We start from the raw sequence: 16,812 nt of genomic DNA on the forward strand, positions 1-16,812 counted from the left end.
CTAGCCCTCCTGCTTCTCAGCCGCACCAGCAGTGGCCTCGGCAGGAGCGGCCTCGGCCGCGCGAGCGGCGTCGGTGCTCGTCGCAGTGGTGCCCGAGGCACCGCTACGCCGGGGCCGGCTGGGCCGGCGCGGACGGCGATCCTCGGCTGCCGGAGCGGCCGCAGCCAGCTCGCGACGTCCACCGACGATGTCGCCCTTGTAGATCCACACCTTCACGCCGATACGGCCGAAGGTGGTCTTGGCTTCGTAGAGTCCGTAGTCGATGTCGGCGCGCAGCGTGTGCAGCGGCACGCGTCCCTCGCGGTAGAACTCACTGCGGCTCATCTCAGCGCCGCCCAGACGACCCGAGCACTGGACCCGGATGCCCTTCACGTTCGGCTGACGCATCGCCGACTGGATCGCCTTGCGCATCGCGCGGCGGAACGCCACACGGTTGCTCAGCTGCTCGGCGACGCCCTGGGCCACCAGCTGGGCCTCGGACTCTGCGTTCTTGACCTCGAGGATGTTCAGCTGGACCTGCTTACCGGTCAGCTTCTCCAGGTCGCCGCGGATGCGATCGGCCTCGGCGCCACGGCGACCGATGACGATGCCCGGTCGCGCGGTGTGGATGTCGACGCGAACCCGGTCACGGGTGCGCTCGATCTCCACCTTCGCGATGCCGGCGCGCTCGAGCCCCGTCGAGAGGAGCTTGCGGATCGCGACATCTTCCTTGACGTAGTCCGCGTACTGCTTGTCGGCGTACCACCGCGACTTCCAGTCGGTGGTGATGCCCAGACGGAAGCCGTGCGGGTTGATTTTCTGGCCCACTACTAGGCTCCCTTCTTCTTCGGCTGACGCGAACGGCCACGGCCGCCGGCTGCCTTCTCCGGCAGGCTCTCCACGACCACGGTGATGTGGCTGGTGCGCTTGCGGATACGGAATGCGCGGCCCTGGGCACGCGGCTGGAAGCGCTTGAGGGTCGGGCCCTCGTCGGCGAACGCGGTGGCGACGACCAGGGTCCGGCGATCCAGATCCAAGTTGTTCTCTGCGTTGGCGACAGCGCTGGCCAGCACCTTGTACACGGGCTCGGACGCCGACTGCGGGGCGAACCGCAGGATGTCCAGGGCCTCGTCCACGTTCTTCCCGCGGATGAGGTCCAGCACGCGGCGGGCCTTCATCGGCGTGACGCGAACGAACTTCGCGGTGGCCTTGGCGGTCGGATTATCGGTCTGCGTAGTCATCAGCGGCGCTTCGCTTTCCGGTCATCCTTGATGTGACCCTTGAAGGTGCGGGTGGGGGCGAACTCGCCCAGCTTGTGACCGACCATCGAGTCCGAGATGAACACCGGCACATGCTTGCGTCCGTCGTGGACGGCAAAGGTGTGACCGATGAAGTCGGGAATGATGGTCGAACGGCGGGACCAGGTCTTGATGACCTGCTTGGTTCCCTTTTCGTTCTGAACGTCCACCTTCTTCAGGAGGTGGTCGTCGACGAACGGGCCCTTCTTGAGGCTGCGTGGCATTCTCTTACCTCCTCCTGTTATCGCTTGTTCTTGCCGGTGCGACGGCGACGGACGATCAGCTTGTCGCTGGCCTTGTTCTTGCGGGTGCGGCCCTCGGGCTTACCCCACGGCGAGACCGGGTGGCGACCACCGGAGGTCTTGCCCTCACCACCACCATGCGGGTGGTCAACCGGGTTCATGACGACACCGCGGACGGTCGGGCGCTTGCCCTTCCAGCGCATACGGCCGGCCTTGCCCCAGTTGATGTTGCTCTGCTCGGCGTTGCCCACCTCGCCGACGGTTGCGCGGCAGCGCACGTCGACACGGCGGATCTCGCCGGAAGGCATACGCAGCGTGGCGTAGGCGCCTTCCTTACCGAGCAGCTGGATCGACGCGCCGGCGCTACGTGCCATCTTGGCGCCACCGCCCGGGCGCAGCTCCACAGCGTGGACCTGGGTACCGGTCGGGATGTTGCGCAGCGGCAGGTTGTTGCCGGGCTTGATGTCGGCGGCCGGACCGCTCTCGACGATGTCGCCCTGCTTCAGGTTCTTCGGCGCGATGATGTAGCGCTTCTCGCCGTCGACGTAGTGCAGCAGCGCGATGCGCGCGGTGCGGTTGGGGTCGTACTCGATGTGAGCGACCTTGGCGTTGATGCCGTCCTTGTCGTTACGACGGAAGTCGATCAGACGGTAGGCACGCTTGTGGCCGCCACCCTTGTGACGAGTGGTGATGCGGCCGTGAGCGTTTCGGCCACCGCGCCCGTGGAGCGGACGCACCAGCGACTTCTCCGGATGGTCACGGGTGACCTCGGCGAAGTCGGAGCCGCTGGCCCCGCGACGACCCGGGGTCGTCGGCTTGTACTTACGAATAGCCATGAGTCTCAGTCCTTCTCTGAAGCCCCGGTCAGCTGACCGAGCCTCCGAAGATCTCGATGGGCTTGCTGTCTGCGGTCAGCGACACGATGGCGCGCTTGGTGGACTTGCGCTGGCCGTAGCCGGAGCGGGTCCGCTTGCGCTTGCCCTGTCGGTTCGCGGTGTTGACGCTGGCAACCTTCACACCGAAGATCTTCTCGATCGCGATCTTGATCTCGGTCTTGTTGGACTCCGGGTGCACCAGGAAGGTGTACACGTTGTCCTCCATGAGTCCGTAGGACTTCTCGGAGATCACGGGCGCCAGGATGATGTCGCGCGGATCGGCAACGGTCGTCATGTCAGGCCTCCTCTGCTGTCTTCTCGACGGCAGCCTTGGCATCCGCCGTGTTCTGCTCGATGAAGGCATTGAGCGTCTCGACGCTGAACACGACTTCGTCCGAATCCAGGACGTCGTAGGTGTTGAGCTGGTCGGGAGCGATCGGGAGCACGTTGTCCAGGTTCGCCACGCTCTTCCACGCCGTCAGGTCCTCGCGGCCGAGAACGACCAGGAACTTGCGACGATCGGAGAGGCTCTCCAGGAACTCGCGAGCCGCCTTGGTCGAGGGGGCCTGCCCCGCAACCAGTTCGGTGATCACGTGAATGCGCTCGTTGCGAGCGCGGTCGCTCAGGGCACCGCGCAGGGCGGCGGCCTTCATCTTCTTGGGGGTGCGCTGGCTGTAGTCACGCGGCTGCGGGCCGTGGACGGTGCCGCCGCCGGTGAACTGCGGTGCACGGGTCGAACCCTGACGCGCACGGCCGGTGCCCTTCTGGCGGTACGGCTTGGCGCCACCGCCACGGACCTCGCCGCGGGTCTTGGTCGAGTGCGTGCCCTGGCGAGCCGCGGCCTGCTGGGCCACGACGACCTGGTGCATCAGCGCGATGTTGGCGGGAGCGTCGAAGAGCGCGGCCGGCAGGTCAACGGTTCCGTTGGTCTTGCCGTCGGCGGTCTTGACGTCCAGCGTCAACTTGGTCGTGGTCTCGGTGCTCACTACTTCGCACCACCCTTCACTGCGTCGCGGACCACCACGATGCCGCCCTTGCGACCCGGGATCGCTCCCTTGATCAGCAGCAGGCCGGCCTCGGCGTCCACCTTGTGGACGGTGAGGTTCTGCGTGGTCACCTTGTCGTTACCCATACGACCGGCCATGCGCATGCCCTTGAACACGCGACCCGGGGTGGCGCAGCCACCGATCGAGCCCGGTGCGCGGTGCACGCGGTGAGCGCCGTGGCTGGCGCCCAGACCGGCGAAGCCGTGGCGCTTCATGACGCCGGCGAAACCCTTGCCCTTCGAGGTGCCCGTGACGTCGACCAGCGCGCCGTCGGCGAAGATCTCGGCGGTCAGTTCCTGACCGATCTCGAACTCGCTGACGTCGTTGACGCGGATCTCGGCCAGGTGACGGCGCGGGGTGACCCCGGCCTTCTCGTACTGGCCGGCGACCGGCTTGGTCACCTTGCGGGGATCGATGGCACCGTAGGCGAGCTGGACGGCGGTGTAGCCGTCACGGTCCTGCGTACGGAGCTGGGTGATGACGTTCGGGCCGGCCTGGATGACCGTGACCGGAACGACGCGGTTGTTCTCGTCGAAAACCTGGGTCATGCCGAGCTTGGTGCCCAGGATGCCCTTGGATGAACTCTGGTTGCTCATGATTTATCTCGCCCCCGTCCTACTGGATGTTGACGTCGACACTGGCCGGCAGGTCGATGCGCATGAGCGCGTCGACCGTCTTCGGGGTCGGGTCGAGGATGTCGATGAGTCGCTTGTGGGTACGCATCTCGAAATGTTCGCGGCTGTCCTTGTACTTGTGCGGCGAACGGATGACGCAGTACACGTTCTTCTCGGTGGGCAACGGCACCGGGCCAACGACGCGTGCACCCGTACGGGTCACGGTCTCCACGATCTTGCGCGCCGAAGCGTCGATCGCCTCGTGGTCGTAGGCCTTGAGCCTGATGCGGATCTTCTGTCCCGCCACGCTGTGTCCTCTTCCGTCAGTTGTTCTCGACAGACAAACACCGCGTGACCAGGGCAGGCTCTCGCCGGCTGAGCACATGACCGCCGTGTGAGATTCGGCAATCGACGCTGTTCATCTGTCGTTGTACGTTGGCTCGTCTCTGGAACGAACCGGTTTGCTCCGGCACCCGCGGTCGGGCGTGTCGAGTCCGTGAACCTGATCCGGCGCACGCGTTACACGCCCATTCCCCGTCAACCGGGCCTGGGAGTCATTCACCTGACCACTTCGGCGGTGTCGGCACAGAGTGCGACGTGCGTCTGCCGGTCAAGGCAACCCGACAAGTATGCAACAGAGGCGGGTGCCGATTCAAATCCGACCTCGTCACACCCGGGGACTCGGGTCCACACCGCAAACTGACTCGCGAGTAATATACGCGCATGTCTTCCACCAGCTCCACCTACGCCCTGCGCAAGAAGCTCCCCGACAACGCCCTCGGGAACGTGCTGTTCTCACTCGGCCTGGTGGCCAAGGCCCCGTACTTCGGGACCGTCTTCCCTCTCGTCCAGGAGATGGAGCCCGGTTACGCCAGGGTCACCGCACCCCAACTGGTTCGGCGTGCACAACCACATCGGCACCTTCCACGCGATTGCCGCGTGCAACCTTGCCGAGGCCGCGATGGGTGTGCTCATGGAGGCGACGACCCCGACGTCGCATCGCTGGATCCCGAAGGCGATGGAGACGCGGTACCTGGCAAAGGCCACCACCCGACTCACCGCCGAAGCCCGTCTCGCCGAGCCGATCGACCTTGCCACCATCACCGAGGGCACCGACGTCACAGTGTCGGTGAGCATCGTCGACACCAAGGGGGTCGAGGTCGTCCACTGCGACATCACCACCTGGGTGACGCCTAGGTAACGGCGTCCAGTCGACGTCTCCGCGCTCGCAGCTGCCCGATCAGGACCCCCACCAATGAGACGAGGAACCACAGCAGCGGCGCCCAGACGTAGCAGGACATGCCGTACCAGGCAGAGACAACAACCAGTCCCTCGGCGGCGCTTCTCGTCGCGGTGTCGGCCGCGGCAAAGTAGGTCCATCCCCAGAAGGCCGCAGCGAAGACCAAGTAGCTCAGCGGCAGGCAGACGACCGCGAGCCTGAGCGAATACGGGCGGAACCAACGTCCGATCAATTGCCGCCCACCTTCACGTCGTGATGCCCCGGTAGGTGCCTCACTGGTCCCCACGGGTCGGTCGGGTCCGGCATGTGTCCGTAAACCTTCGACGGAACTCCGGAGTCGGAGTCGGCGTAGACCTCCCAAGCTGGGTAGTTGGTGAGCTGACCTTCCAATCTTGGCTCCACACCGTCGTATGGCTCTGCGACCAGGGTTCCTCGCACGCTGGCCCCCACCGTGCTCGAAGCCCACTTCCCTACTTCCTGGTCGTAGAAGGGCATGAATGGATCCTTCGCTTCGAAGGTGACTTGCACGCGCTCTCCATCCTGGGCCACACCGAGGGTGGGGCTGCCGACCTTCACAGTTCCAGATGGTATTTCGACCGACGGGTTCTGACGCATGACGACAACGCCATTGTCGTAGTCGATGTAGATGGACACCCTGCTGTCCTCAGCGCCCGCGCTTCCATCGAATCTCCTGCTGTCGCCGGCGTTGTCGTGCGGGATGTTGTGGACGTTTGGGAGAGCTGCTCCTGCAGGTCTTCCTTCTTCGAGGAGAACGCCAGCACTTCGAACAGCGGAAACGTGGTGTCCGAAGGCGACGGAGTGGGTCCGTCGATCGTCCCCGCCTCGGTGACGGTCAGCCCCAGATGTCGAGCTCCCTCGCGAATTGCTTCCAGTCGCCGCTTGACTTCATCGATGGACTCCGCAGCCTTCCGAGCGGCCACACCAATCACAGCGGATTCGTTTCGGAAGTTGTTGAAGTCCTTCACCGCCGTTGCCACGCGGGAATCCGCGGCCTCCGCGGAATTCCCGGACCAGGTTTCGAAGACCGCCAGGTTCGTGAACCGCGTGACCATTGTGTCGCAGTTCCGGATGTTCTCTTCCGTCTGACGAAACACCTCGCGAACCTGCTCTGGGTCCCACCTGTCGATGTCCGGAACAGTGACCACGTGTCAGTCCAGATTCAGCAGTGTGGAGCGCTCCATCTGGTCGGCACTTTCGCGATCAGCGGACGACAGTTCGTAGTGCGCGAGTTGAAATCCGACTGAGAGGGATCCCACGTGCTCGACGAGCCGGCGATTGACTTCCTCCCAGCGGGTGGTGATCTTTTCCATTGCCGCACCCGAAGTACCTGCCCAGCCGCTGAGACTGTCGTTCATCCGTCTGCCGGTGGTACTGAACCGGTCTGCGCAGTCTTCGGTCCAGACCCCGGTCAACTGTGCCGCCGCTGCGAGCTCCCCAAGATCGACCGCAACATTCTCTGCTCTGTCCCCCTGTGTCACGAGTGGGGAGCATATCCGCCCCTGCGCCCCGTCGCCGTGGCCATCCACAACCCGGTCGGGTCCACGTGCGAGCGGCGCAGAGTTCATTGCCAGGGTCGCCCCCAAGTATTCAGCGGTAGCAGGCCTGCCATCCGGCGGTGCGCACCGTCTCCGCCGAGCAGTAGGTCGCGCGCGGATAGTAAGGCCCCATGCTCGACGCCGGGTCGCTCCTGTTCGCCTGCGACGCCTGCACGCTGTTCGGATAGAACTCCGCCGACGGCAACATGTTGCGGAGGAACACCACCTTCGGGACCGTCGTGCTGCCCCACGGGATGACGGTCAGATCGGAGCCGGCCACCTGTGCAGCGGTCAGGTCCGACGGTGCCGCGACCACATAGGTGTAGTAGCCGTCGGCGTCGATCCGGGTCGCGTAGTCGGCCGCACACGCGACCACCGGGTAGGGCGTCACCTTGTCGTTCTGACACATCGACCAGTACCGGAGCTGTTCCCCCGGGGTGGCCGGCGACTGCCCGGCCCGACTGTCGGGGAAGCTCGGCGCCTTGCCGCGAATCACTGCGACGCGGCCGGGCTGATAATTGAGCAGCGAGCCGATGTACTTGTTGTCGCCGTTGGGGAAGAGGCCCGACGTGCTCGCCGGGTTCACGAAGGTCGCCTCCTTCGCGTTGCCGGGGAGCGAGGCCGACGCGGCGTTGCCGATCGCGTCGTCGAAGACCTTGGTGAGGGTCTGTGCGATCGGTCCGTTGTAGTTGCGCGGGTTGAACGGTTGCGCGCACGGCGCGACGGGGATCTTCTGGCCGGCGATCGAGAAGGTCACGTTTGGCAGGGGAACTCCACCGTTCGGGGAGTTCGGGTCGTCGGGCACGTAAACCCGCACGATGAGGAAGCCGACAGGCACGCTCTGACCACCGGCGGGGAGTCCGCGGATCTCGTTGCGCGAGTCGGCGGCGGCACCGGGCACGACCGTCGCATGCCAGGCGCGTTTCGACGCGGGCGGTCTCACCGCCGGCGAGGCGAAGGGGTTGACGCTGCCCGCATCGGGCCGGATCTGGTTGTCACGCAGCGTGTCGACCGTGTCGAGGTCGGTGCCATAGGTGTTGAGCGAGAAGTACCGGGCGGCCGGGAACGTCCCCGACAAACGGATCGAGTCGCCCGGTCCGAGCGCGTACGGCAGGACCCAGTAGGTCGCGTTGGCATCGGGGAAGGCGACGTTGAGGTCGGTGCTGTTGGACATCAGTTGCCACGCACACCCCGGGCCCGGCGCGTAGCCCTGAGGGGTTGCCGAGGCCGGCACCGGGCCGGCGGCCGCCGCCGCCGCCGCGAGCACGACGCCCACAACCACAGCGACGATTGTTCCGACATGATGCTTGACCTGTGTGAACAATGGCCCTCCCGCCGCCTCGCGGCGATCGTAGCCACTGCTTGACCGGAGTCGGCCCATTTCGGCGAGACGTCTCGGCCTGCCACCCGACGGCGATGCTCATAGGGTGAGAGATGACCCCCGTCGTCGACGCCGCCCCTCCCCGGAGCGAGGCAGGGCCACGGGGTCCGCCTTGTAGTGCGGCAGTATCGAAGAGGGACGGTATCGACCGGGAACCGACCGACAGGCGGCACCGAGCAGGAGGACAGGAATCATGTGCGGAATCTGCGGCGAGATCCGTTTCGACGGCAGCGTGCCCGACGTGTCGACCGTCGACGCGATGACCTGCGAGATGACGCGCCGGGGGCCCGACGGGAGCGGTGTCTTCGCGAAAGGGTCTGTCGCTCTCGGGCATCGGCGCCTGAAGATCATCGACCTGTCCGAGAAGGGCAGCCAGCCGATGATCGACCCGGTCCTGGGACTGGCGCTCGTCTTCAACGGCTGCATCTACAACCATCACGAGCTGCGGGCCGAACTCGAGGGGAAGGGTTACTCCTTCTTCTCCCACGCCGACAGCGAGGTGATCCTGAAGGCCTTCCACGCCTGGGGGCCCGACTGCGTGGACCACTTCATCGGCATGTTCGCCTTCGCGATCGTCGACACCGACACCGGCGTGGTGACCCTCGGCCGCGACCGCCTCGGGATCAAGCCCCTCTATCTCGCCGACACCCCGGGGCGGCTGCGCTTCGCCTCGTCGGTGCAGGCGCTGCTCCGTGCCGGCGACGTCGACACGTCGATCGATCGTGTTGCGCTGCATCACTATTTCAGCTTCCACGCGGTGGTCCCGGCCCCGCACACCATCTACAACGGCATCCGCAAGCTGCCCCCGGCCACGGTCATGGTCATCCACCCCGACGGTCGGCGCACCGAGCGTAAGTACTGGGAGCCGAGCTTCGAGGCCCACCCCGACCGCGCGGACTGGGACGAGCAGCGATGGCATGCCGAACTCCTGGACTCGCTACGCACCTCGGTGAAGCGCCGCATGGTCGCCGACGTCCCGGTCGGCGTGCTCCTGTCCGGCGGCGTCGACTCGTCACTCGTCGTGGCATTGCTCGCCGAACAGGGACAGACCGACCTGGCCACCTTCAGCATCGGATTCGACTCGGCCGCGGGCGAATCCGGCGACGAGTACGCCTACTCCGATCTGATCGCCGACACCTTCGCGACGGATCATCACAAGATCCACATCGGCACCGACCGGTTGCTGCCCGCCATCCCCGACACCGTCGCGGCGATGGGCGAGCCGATGGTCAGTCACGACTGTGTGGCCTTCTACCTCCTGTCGCAGGAGGTCAGCAAGTCCATCAAGGTGGTCCAGTCCGGACAGGGCGCCGACGAGATCCTCGGCGGCTACAGCTGGTATCCGCCGCTGCGCGGCGTGCCGCGCCGGGACACGACCCGTGCCTACGCGAACGTCTTCTTCGACCGTGACGACGCCGACATCCGCAGCATCCTTGCCGACGAGTACCTCCTCGAGGCCGGCTACGACCCCAGTTTCGCCTTCGCCCAGGCACACCAGTCGGCACCGGGGGCCGACACCTCGGTCGACGCGGCCCTGCGCCTCGACACCACCGTCATGCTCGTCGACGACCCGGTCAAGCGCGTCGACACGATGACTATGGCGTGGGGGCTCGAGGCCCGCGTGCCCTTCCTCGACCACGAGTTCGTCGAACTCGCCGCCACGTGCCCGGCCGAACTCAAACTCGCGCACGGGGGCAAGGGCGTTCTCAAGGAGGCGAGCCGGGCGCTCCTGCCGTCGGCGGTGATCGACCGGACCAAGGGCTACTTCCCGGTGCCCGGCATCCGCCACCTGACCGGCGGGGTACTCGACCTCGTCAACGACACCCTCCGGTCGCAGTCCGCCGTCGACCGTGGGCTCTACCGGCCCGAGGCGCTCGACAAGCTCTTCGGTGACCCCAACGGCATCCGCACGCGCCTCGACGGCAACGAGCTCTGGCAGGTCGCGCTCCTCGAGATGTGGCTCCAGACGATGGAAGCGAACGCCCGACGGTGACCACCCTGCGTTTCGACGACCGCGGTTGGAAGACATACGGCGCCTCACTCTCCCCCGACGGGAGTGCGTTCGCCTACATCGTCGACGACGGCAACGGGTATCCGCGTGCCGCACAACGTTCGCTGTCCCGGGACGGTGTCGGTGACCTGCGATGGGTCAAGCTGCGGTCCACCGGCCCGGTCCGCAAGATCGTGCACTCCACCGACAGCCGGTGGCTGGCCGTGGAGATGGCGCCCGGTGGCGGTGAGCACCACCAGGTCTGGGTCGTCACCACCGACCCCGACGACGACACCGCGCACCGGATCGCGGCCACCCGGCCGGACGGCCGGTCCTACGGGACCGTCCGCCTCGTCGGCTGGGACACCGACTGGGTGCTGCTCACCGCGATCGACCACGACGGCACCACGCATGCGTTGCGCGTCCACCCCGGGACCCAGACCACCCAAATCCTCGACCTGCGCGTCGGCAGCGAACTGATCGATTCCTGGAAGGGTGCGACGCTCGTCCGTGTCGGCCCGCGCGGCTATCACGACATGCTGCTGATCCGCCGCCGTCCCGACGCGCCCGACGACGAGGTCACGATGACGCCGCTGCTCCCCCAGGATCCCGGCGCCGTCACCGACCAGGGGTATGTCCTCGACCAGGGTTTCGATCACCCGTCACTGGTCTTCGTCCCCGCACCCAACGAACCCACCCGCGACCTCGACAGCGTCCAGGCCCTGGTGCGCAGCGACTTCGACGCGAAGTTCCCCCGTCTCCTCGGCGTCGAGGTGAGCAAGTTCGGCGTGCGGTTCCGGGTGATGGCGCAGCGCGTCGACATCGGGCTCGACGAGTTCGCCGTCAGCCACGACCAGTCCACCGTCGCCCTCTTGTGGAATGTGAAGGGCCGCAGCCAGTTGCAGATCCTGACGCTGCCCGACCAGACGCTGCACCCGCCGATCGATCTCCCCGGCGAGGTTGCCCATGACCTGTCGATCAGCGCAGCTGGTTCGGTGGTGTCGGTGACGGTGTCGAGCCCGCAGCATTCCCCGCTCGTCCACCTGATCGACGTCGCGAACCGGTCGGTGACGCCCGTCCGCGACGACGTAGTGCCCGGCGCGGGCCCGTCGAGTCTTCTCCGCCCCGAGCTCGTGGAGTTCTTCGCGCGAGACGGCATGCCGCTCTCCGGCTTTCTCTACCGACCCGCGAAGGAGAACCGCGACGAGCGGCCCGGCCCGACGCTGCTCTACTTCCACGGCGGACCCGAGGGCCAGACGCGGCCCGACTACCAGTTCCTGTTCGGTCCCCTCGTCGACGCCGGGATCACCGTCTTCGCCCCCAACGTCCGCGGCTCGTCGGGCTACGGCCGGTTGTTCTCCCACGCCGACGACCGGTACGGCCGCTACGCGGGTATCGACGATGCCGCCGACTGCGCGGAGTTCCTGTGCCGCCAGGGAATCGCCGATCCGGACGCGGTGTACTGCTCCGGCCGTTCCTACGGCGGCTACCTGACCCTGGCCTGCCTCACCTTCCACCCCGACCTGTTCGCAGCCGGCATCGCCATCTGCGGCATGAGTGACCTCGAGTCGTTCTTCCGCAACACCGAACCGTGGATCGCCGTCGCCGCCTACACCAAGTACGGCCATCCCGACTCGGACCGCGAACTGCTCGCCGATCTGTCCCCCATCCACCGCATCGACGCCATGCGGGCACCGCTGCTCGTGGTGCACGGCGCACACGACACCAACGTGCCGGTCAGCGAGTCCCAACAGATCGTCGCCGAACTACAGGCCCGCGGCGCGGTCGCCGAGATGCTGATGTTCGACGACGAGGGTCACGAGATCGTCAAGCGCAGCAACCAGCATCGGCTGACCGAGGCCGTCGCCGAGTGGATCGCCAGGTACCCGACGCGACCCGGGGTGATGCGATGAACCGGCGGATGACCGACCGGTTGCTCGCGCAGCTGGCGGACACCCGCACCGGCAACGAGCGTGCCAACGTGCTCGAGGAACTCCGCCGGCTGATCCTGTCCGGTGGCGCACCCCCGGGCACCCAGATCCCGCCCGCCGAGATCGCCGACGCCTTCCATGTCAGTCCGATACCGGTGCGCGAAGCGCTGAAGACCCTCGTCGGCGAGGGTCTTGTCGTCCATCGACCCAACGCCGGGTACCACGTCAGCCAGCCGTCCACCGACGAGCTCCGCGAGATCTACTTCGTCCGTGGAACCCTCGAACAGGCCGCTCTCACCCGAGCGGTCGAGCTCATCGACGAGTCCGCACTGCAGATCGCCCGGGACCGTCACGCCGAACTCCTCGTCGCGGTGAAGTACAACGACGGCAAGGCATTTCACGATGTGTCCCGCGAGTTCCACCGCGCCCTCACCACCCCGTGCGCGATGCCGCGACTGCTCAACATGTTCGAGGCGACCTGGAACCTCACCGAACCCTTCCAGATGATGCGGGCGGTGACCTCAGAGACCCAGGCCGCACTCAACACCGACCACGAAGACCTCCTCGACGCCTTCGCCGACCGCGACACCCCGGCGGTTCTCGAGGTCGCACGCCGGCACCACCAGCGACTCGAGAGCGCGATCGTCGAAGCGGCCGATCTCCTCGGCGTCCGCCACGATTGACCCATCCCAGGACCGTCGAATCACCGCACCCGTCGATGTGCCCAGCGGAATATATTTGCGCGTTCATCACCAGGTAACAAACCGTTCCTACTTTTGTCCCATCAGCATTTCCGCACCTGAGAGCGGTTTTCGCGCTGTAAGACAAAACCAGGAGACCACATGTCCACACCGACCCCTGCCGAGGCTGCACAGTCGCATCACGGCGCCGCGGGCGAGAGCGTCATCAAGGCCGGCTATGACGACCGGCTCACCAACACCGATCTCGCTCCACTGAAAGAACAGAAGTGGACCTGGTACAACATCTTCGCGTTCTGGATGTCCGACGTGCACAGCGTCGGCGGCTACGTCTTCGCCGGCAGTCTGTTCGCGCTGGGCATCGCCGCCTGGCAGGTCCTCGTCGCCCTCCTGGTCGGCATCGTGGCCGTCAACATCCTCTGCAACCTCGTCGCCAAGCCCTCGCAGATCGCCGGCGTCCCGTACCCGGTCACGACGCGGGTGTCCTTCGGCGTGAAGGGCGCCAACATCCCGGCGATCATCCGCGGCGCGATCGCGGTCGTCTGGTACGGCATCCAGACCTACCTCGCCTCGGTCGCCTTCGGCCTGCTGGCGCTGAAGTTCTGGCCGGGTCTCGAACCGTGGGGCGACGTCGACCAGCACGGGTTCCTGGGACTGTCGGTCCTCGGCTGGGCCGGCTTCCTCCTGATGTGGATCCTGCAGGCGTTCGTGTTCTGGAACGGCATGGACACCATCCGCAAGTTCATCGACTTCTGCGGTCCCGCTGTCTATGTCGTCATGATCGCGCTCGCCGGTTACCTGATCGCAAAGGCGGGTTGGGACAACGTGAGCCTCGACCTGTCGGTGGGTGACGGTCTCACCGGATGGTCGTCTATCACGATGATGATCAGCGCGTTCGCGCTGGTGGTCTCCTACTTCTCCGGCCCGATGCTCAACTTCGGCGACTTCTCCCGCTACGGAAAGACTTTCGGCGAGGTGAAGAAGGGCAACTTCTGGGGCCTGCCGGTCAACTTCCTGTTCTTCTCGCTGCTCGTCGTGTGTACCGTCTCGGCGGCTGTGACGGTGATCGGCACCGACGCGGACGGCAACATCATCACCGATCCGGTCCACATCGTCGACAAGATCGACAACACCACCGCCGCGGTGCTCGGTGTGCTGACCTTCGCCATCGCCACGATCGGCATCAACATCGTCGCCAACTTCGTGTCCCCCGCCTTCGACTTCTCGAATGTGGCCCCCACCAAGATCAGCTGGCGCACCGGCGGAATGATCGCCGCCGTCGGTTCGGTCCTGATCACCCCGTGGAATCTCTTCAACAACCCCACCGCGATCCACTACACGATGGACACGCTCGGCGCCGTGATCGGTCCGCTGTTCGGCATCCTGATCGCCGATTTCTACCTGGTCAAGAAGCAGAAGATCGTCGTCGACGACCTGTTCACCATGAAGCCGGAGGGCACCTACTGGTACCGCAACGGCTGGAACCCGGTCGCCGTGGGCTCGACCATCGTCGCCTCCATCCTGCCGATCTGTGTCGTCATCTTCGGCACCGCCTACCAGGCCAGCTTCACCTGGTTCATCGGCGCCGGTCTCGGCATGGCGGTCTACTGGCTCGGCATGAAATTCGTTCCCACCCACCTGATCCACGGTTCGGCACCGACCGCCCACACCACCACCGACATCGCGGTCGACGCCGCGGGTGAACCGGTCGTCGCTCCGGCTCCGGCACCGGCGGTCGCCGGTGCCATCACCGAGGAGGCACCGGGCAACTGATGTGACCGATTCGCCCTCGGCCGCAACACATCCCGGGAAGGTTGACAGCTGAACGATCGGGCCGCGCGATCTCCCCGCGCGGCCCGATTCGCGTCTAAGGGGTCGGACCGAGCCCGCGGGCCGCGATCGCCTCGAGAACGTCCATCAACGCCTTGTACGGTTCGGTGTCGCGCGGCCAGGGGACGATGACGTCGGTGAAGTCGAGTTCGGCTGCGCGGCCGACCATGTCGTCGAACAGGCCGACGCTCTCGATCGGGTTGCGCGGTGCGGCCTCGAGGCTGAGGTATCGGTCGATCCGACGGCCCGGGTGCCGATCCAGTTCGTCGTCGAGGGCCGCGACGGCCCGTCCGACAGATGCGAACCACTCGTCGAGACCTTCCGCCGCCTGGCCGGTGGTCACCCAGGCGTCGCCGTGACGCGCAGCGAACCGCACCGAGCGCGGACCGTTGCCGGCGAGCAGGAACGGCACCCGATCACGTACCGGTCCACGCCCCAGTCGCATGTCCCGGGTGCGGAAGTAGCGGCCGTCCGCGTCGACGTGGTCCTCGCTCAAGGTCCGGTCGAGCAGCCCGACGAACTCCTGGAATCGGTCGACCCGCTGCCCGACGGTCAGTTCCGACTGCCCGAGCACGGCGTCGTCCGGCGTGCCGCCGACACCCAACCCCAGCAGGAAGCGGCCGTCGGAGATGTCCGCGAGGGTCTCGACCTCGCGCGAAAACGCCGCCGGGTGACGGAAATTCGGCGAGACCACGAAGGCACCGAGTTCGATGGTGCTCGTGACCACGGCGGCCGCCGAAAGCAGCGGCATGCAGCCCGCCCACAGCGAGTCCGGCAGACCTCCCCAGACGAGGTGGTCGTAGGTCCAGGCATGGTCGAAACCCATCTCCTCGGCGAGAATCCACCGAGGTCGGGACTGTTCCCAGGTCAGGTCGGGGAGGATGCAGATGCCGTGGCGCACGGCTCACACTGTACTTCGGCTCGGCGGGTGCTGGTGGCGGAGAACCCGGCACCGGTCGCGCCCACGCAGATCCCGGCCGGCGTCGTCAGGTTCTCCCGTGCGACGCGGATAAGCGATCCCGGGTTCCCGGCAGCACGATCGCCGATGCCACGAAAAAGCAGAGCGCGCCCACGAATGTCCCGGCGTTGGCGGCGATGGCATCGGCCGTCACACCGTCCTTGTTCACGAAAGCGCCGACTGCCGACGCCCCGAACGCGACACACCCCACCCAGTTCACCAGCACCGACCACCAGTCGCGGTCCTCGAAGTCGAGACCGTGACCCGTCGACCGGGAGTACGCGGCGAAGGCGACCGCGCCGCTGATCAGGAAGGCAACCGAGCCACCGGCGTCGGGAGACCACACGAGGTGGCGTTCACCGGCAACCGTGTGGGCGAACAGGGCGCTCGTCGTCGAGATGTTGAACAGCAGGGTCCCGACGGTTTGGGTTGCGGCGCTGAACCATTCGGCACGGATTGCCGACCCCGGCATCGATGCCTCCAGCTCGACGGGCGATGCGCTACGCACCAACTGGATCAGGCCGGCGCCCGTGAAGAACAACGCGCCGACGAAGTAACACAGGTTGACGACATCGGCGCCGGCGAGATCGCCGAATCCGGGTGCCGAGCCGAGAGCGAACAGGGCCGACCCGACCATGAATCCCCAGCACTGCTTCGGCAGCGTGGGCGCGAACGGGGCGGTGGGCCAGGCACGACGCCGCGTCGGCATTCGGGGTGCCGACCGCTCAGGCGGTGACATCGAGACTCGCGATGACCTTGCTCGGTACGATCCAGACGCCCAGCTCACCCGGCACACCGTTGCGCGCGCCGAACTCCCGGGCGCGGTCGGCACCCATGTACCGCCCGCCGCACATCGTGGCGATCCGGCGCACCTCGTCGAGGTCCTCGGTCACCAGCGCACGACCCTGCACCTGGACGAAGCCATACGGGGGCTCCTGCAGGTCCACCGACATCGTCACGCGCGGATCACGCAGGAGTGCACGACCTTTCGCAGTGGTGGCACCGGTGTTGAAGGCCAACCGGTCACCGTCGACGACGAACCAGACCGGGACCACCAGGGGCCTGCCATCGGCGGCGGTGTATCCGAGGTGGCCGGTCTTGGTACCGGCGGCCAGGAATCCCCGGACCGCGGGATCCGACAGCGACGTTCCAGACATGTATCCAGCCTAGGTGT

20 protein-coding genes and 1 pseudogene are annotated in these 16,812 nt (G+C 66.4%); 5 read left to right on the forward strand and 16 right to left on the reverse strand.

What is annotated here, in order from left to right:
• From rpsC to rpsJ, 8 genes are read right to left on the reverse strand one after another with little or no spacing between them, the layout of a single operon-like run.
• Positions 1 to 807, reverse strand: coding sequence for a 30S ribosomal protein S3 (gene rpsC, locus RVF83_RS00890; RefSeq protein ID WP_004020549.1), 807 nt, complete (start codon positions 805 to 807; stop codon positions 1 to 3).
• 2 nt (positions 808 to 809) lie between these two features.
• Entirely contained in the window at positions 810 to 1,220 is a 411-nt protein-coding gene (gene rplV, locus RVF83_RS00895; RefSeq protein WP_005194644.1) for a 50S ribosomal protein L22, read from the reverse strand.
• The gene (rpsS, locus tag RVF83_RS00900; protein WP_004020551.1) at positions 1,220 to 1,501 is read right to left on the reverse strand and encodes a 30S ribosomal protein S19; all 282 of its coding nucleotides are present in this window, start codon (positions 1,499 to 1,501) and stop codon (positions 1,220 to 1,222) included. The genes rplV and rpsS overlap by 1 nt, the downstream gene beginning before the upstream one ends.
• Positions 1,502 to 1,518: 17 nt before the next feature.
• Entirely contained in the window at positions 1,519 to 2,355 is an 837-nt protein-coding gene (gene rplB / locus RVF83_RS00905; protein WP_005194639.1) for a 50S ribosomal protein L2, read from the reverse strand.
• Positions 2,356 to 2,383: 28 nt separating this feature from the next.
• Positions 2,384 to 2,689, reverse strand: coding sequence for a 50S ribosomal protein L23 (gene rplW / locus RVF83_RS00910; RefSeq protein ID WP_005194638.1), 306 nt, complete (start codon positions 2,687 to 2,689; stop codon positions 2,384 to 2,386).
• 1 nt (position 2,690) lies between these two features.
• Positions 2,691 to 3,380 carry a 50S ribosomal protein L4 gene (gene rplD, locus RVF83_RS00915; protein WP_005194635.1) on the reverse strand — a complete coding sequence of 230 codons (690 nt, stop codon included), beginning with the start codon at positions 3,378 to 3,380 and terminating at the stop codon, positions 2,691 to 2,693.
• On the reverse strand, positions 3,380 to 4,036 hold the full coding sequence (gene rplC, locus RVF83_RS00920; RefSeq protein ID WP_005194633.1) for a 50S ribosomal protein L3: 657 nt from the start codon (positions 4,034 to 4,036) through the stop codon (positions 3,380 to 3,382). Before rplC ends, rplD begins: the two co-directional genes overlap by 1 nt.
• 19 nt (positions 4,037 to 4,055) lie before the next feature.
• Positions 4,056 to 4,361, reverse strand: a complete 306-nt coding sequence (gene rpsJ, locus RVF83_RS00925) for a 30S ribosomal protein S10 (RefSeq protein ID WP_003938093.1) — start codon at positions 4,359 to 4,361, stop codon at positions 4,056 to 4,058.
• A 416-nt stretch (positions 4,362 to 4,777) separates the two neighbouring features.
• Here rpsJ and RVF83_RS00930 point away from each other — a divergent pair.
• Positions 4,778 to 5,255 (forward strand): annotated as a pseudogene (locus RVF83_RS00930) (hotdog fold domain-containing protein).
• Here RVF83_RS00930 and RVF83_RS00935 read toward each other — a convergent pair.
• The 5 genes from RVF83_RS00935 to RVF83_RS00955 form a co-directional block, all read right to left on the reverse strand.
• Positions 5,248 to 5,526 carry a hypothetical protein gene (locus tag RVF83_RS00935; protein WP_005194629.1) on the reverse strand — a complete coding sequence of 93 codons (279 nt, stop codon included), beginning with the start codon at positions 5,524 to 5,526 and terminating at the stop codon, positions 5,248 to 5,250. The pseudogene RVF83_RS00930 and the gene RVF83_RS00935 sit on opposite strands and share 8 nt — an antisense overlap.
• A complete protein-coding gene (locus RVF83_RS00940; protein WP_341261987.1) occupies positions 5,523 to 5,948 on the reverse strand; it encodes a hypothetical protein in 426 nt (141 codons plus the stop codon). Before RVF83_RS00940 ends, RVF83_RS00935 begins: the two co-directional genes overlap by 4 nt.
• Positions 5,867 to 6,460, reverse strand: coding sequence for a hypothetical protein (locus RVF83_RS00945; protein WP_005194625.1), 594 nt, complete (start codon positions 6,458 to 6,460; stop codon positions 5,867 to 5,869). Before RVF83_RS00945 ends, RVF83_RS00940 begins: the two co-directional genes overlap by 82 nt.
• A 3-nt stretch (positions 6,461 to 6,463) precedes the next feature.
• Positions 6,464 to 6,793, reverse strand: a complete 330-nt coding sequence (locus RVF83_RS00950; protein WP_157226799.1) for a hypothetical protein — start codon at positions 6,791 to 6,793, stop codon at positions 6,464 to 6,466.
• 109 nt (positions 6,794 to 6,902) lie between these two features.
• Positions 6,903 to 8,141 carry a hypothetical protein gene (locus RVF83_RS00955; protein WP_376741586.1) on the reverse strand — a complete coding sequence of 413 codons (1,239 nt, stop codon included), beginning with the start codon at positions 8,139 to 8,141 and terminating at the stop codon, positions 6,903 to 6,905.
• A gap of 283 nt (positions 8,142 to 8,424) precedes the next feature.
• Between RVF83_RS00955 and RVF83_RS00960 the strand changes: the two genes are divergently transcribed.
• The 4 genes from RVF83_RS00960 (at position 8,425) to RVF83_RS00975 (ending at position 14,623) form a co-directional block, all read left to right on the forward strand.
• Positions 8,425 to 10,224 (forward strand): N-acetylglutaminylglutamine amidotransferase, encoded by a 1,800-nt coding sequence (locus RVF83_RS00960; protein WP_005196532.1) that lies wholly within the window; start codon positions 8,425 to 8,427, stop codon positions 10,222 to 10,224.
• Entirely contained in the window at positions 10,221 to 12,134 is a 1,914-nt protein-coding gene (locus RVF83_RS00965) for a S9 family peptidase (RefSeq protein WP_005196531.1), read from the forward strand. The genes RVF83_RS00960 and RVF83_RS00965 overlap by 4 nt, the downstream gene beginning before the upstream one ends.
• 8 nt (positions 12,135 to 12,142) lie before the next feature.
• Positions 12,143 to 12,835, forward strand: coding sequence for a GntR family transcriptional regulator (locus RVF83_RS00970; protein WP_039880175.1), 693 nt, complete (start codon positions 12,143 to 12,145; stop codon positions 12,833 to 12,835).
• 159 nt (positions 12,836 to 12,994) lie between these two features.
• A complete protein-coding gene (locus tag RVF83_RS00975) occupies positions 12,995 to 14,623 on the forward strand; it encodes an NCS1 family nucleobase:cation symporter-1 (protein ID WP_005196529.1) in 1,629 nt (542 codons plus the stop codon).
• A 94-nt stretch (positions 14,624 to 14,717) separates the two neighbouring features.
• On the opposite strand, the gene RVF83_RS00980 is transcribed toward RVF83_RS00975, so the two are convergent.
• The 3 genes from RVF83_RS00980 to RVF83_RS00990 form a co-directional block, all read right to left on the reverse strand.
• Positions 14,718 to 15,581 carry an LLM class flavin-dependent oxidoreductase gene (locus RVF83_RS00980; protein WP_005196528.1) on the reverse strand — a complete coding sequence of 288 codons (864 nt, stop codon included), beginning with the start codon at positions 15,579 to 15,581 and terminating at the stop codon, positions 14,718 to 14,720.
• A gap of 85 nt (positions 15,582 to 15,666) precedes the next feature.
• Positions 15,667 to 16,275, reverse strand: a complete 609-nt coding sequence (locus RVF83_RS00985; RefSeq protein WP_039880174.1) for a hypothetical protein — start codon at positions 16,273 to 16,275, stop codon at positions 15,667 to 15,669.
• 88 nt (positions 16,276 to 16,363) lie between these two features.
• Positions 16,364 to 16,795, reverse strand: coding sequence for a PPOX class F420-dependent oxidoreductase (locus RVF83_RS00990; RefSeq protein ID WP_005196526.1), 432 nt, complete (start codon positions 16,793 to 16,795; stop codon positions 16,364 to 16,366).
• Positions 16,796 to 16,812: the final 17 nt, after the last annotated feature.

Source organism: Gordonia rubripertincta, from assembly GCF_038024875.1.
In the GTDB taxonomy this organism is placed as follows: Bacteria; Actinomycetota; Actinomycetes; order Mycobacteriales; family Mycobacteriaceae; genus Gordonia; species Gordonia rubripertincta.

Coding starts and splice junctions, on each gene's coding strand:
- rpsS (WP_004020551.1), bottom strand. CDS start 1,501: ATGCCACGCAGCCTCAAGAAGGGCCCGTTCGTCGACGACCACCTCCTG.
- RVF83_RS00960 (WP_005196532.1), top strand. CDS start 8,425: ATGTGCGGAATCTGCGGCGAGATCCGTTTCGACGGCAGCGTGCCCGAC.
- rplV (WP_005194644.1), bottom strand. CDS start 1,220: ATGACTACGCAGACCGATAATCCGACCGCCAAGGCCACCGCGAAGTTC.
- rplB (WP_005194639.1), bottom strand. CDS start 2,355: ATGGCTATTCGTAAGTACAAGCCGACGACCCCGGGTCGTCGCGGGGCC.
- RVF83_RS00975 (WP_005196529.1), top strand. CDS start 12,995: ATGTCCACACCGACCCCTGCCGAGGCTGCACAGTCGCATCACGGCGCC.
- RVF83_RS00985 (WP_039880174.1), bottom strand. CDS start 16,275: ATGGTCGGGTCGGCCCTGTTCGCTCTCGGCTCGGCACCCGGATTCGGC.
- RVF83_RS00970 (WP_039880175.1), top strand. CDS start 12,143: ATGACCGACCGGTTGCTCGCGCAGCTGGCGGACACCCGCACCGGCAAC.
- rplC (WP_005194633.1), bottom strand. CDS start 4,036: ATGAGCAACCAGAGTTCATCCAAGGGCATCCTGGGCACCAAGCTCGGC.
- rplW (WP_005194638.1), bottom strand. CDS start 2,689: ATGACGACCGTTGCCGATCCGCGCGACATCATCCTGGCGCCCGTGATC.
- RVF83_RS00990 (WP_005196526.1), bottom strand. CDS start 16,795: ATGTCTGGAACGTCGCTGTCGGATCCCGCGGTCCGGGGATTCCTGGCC.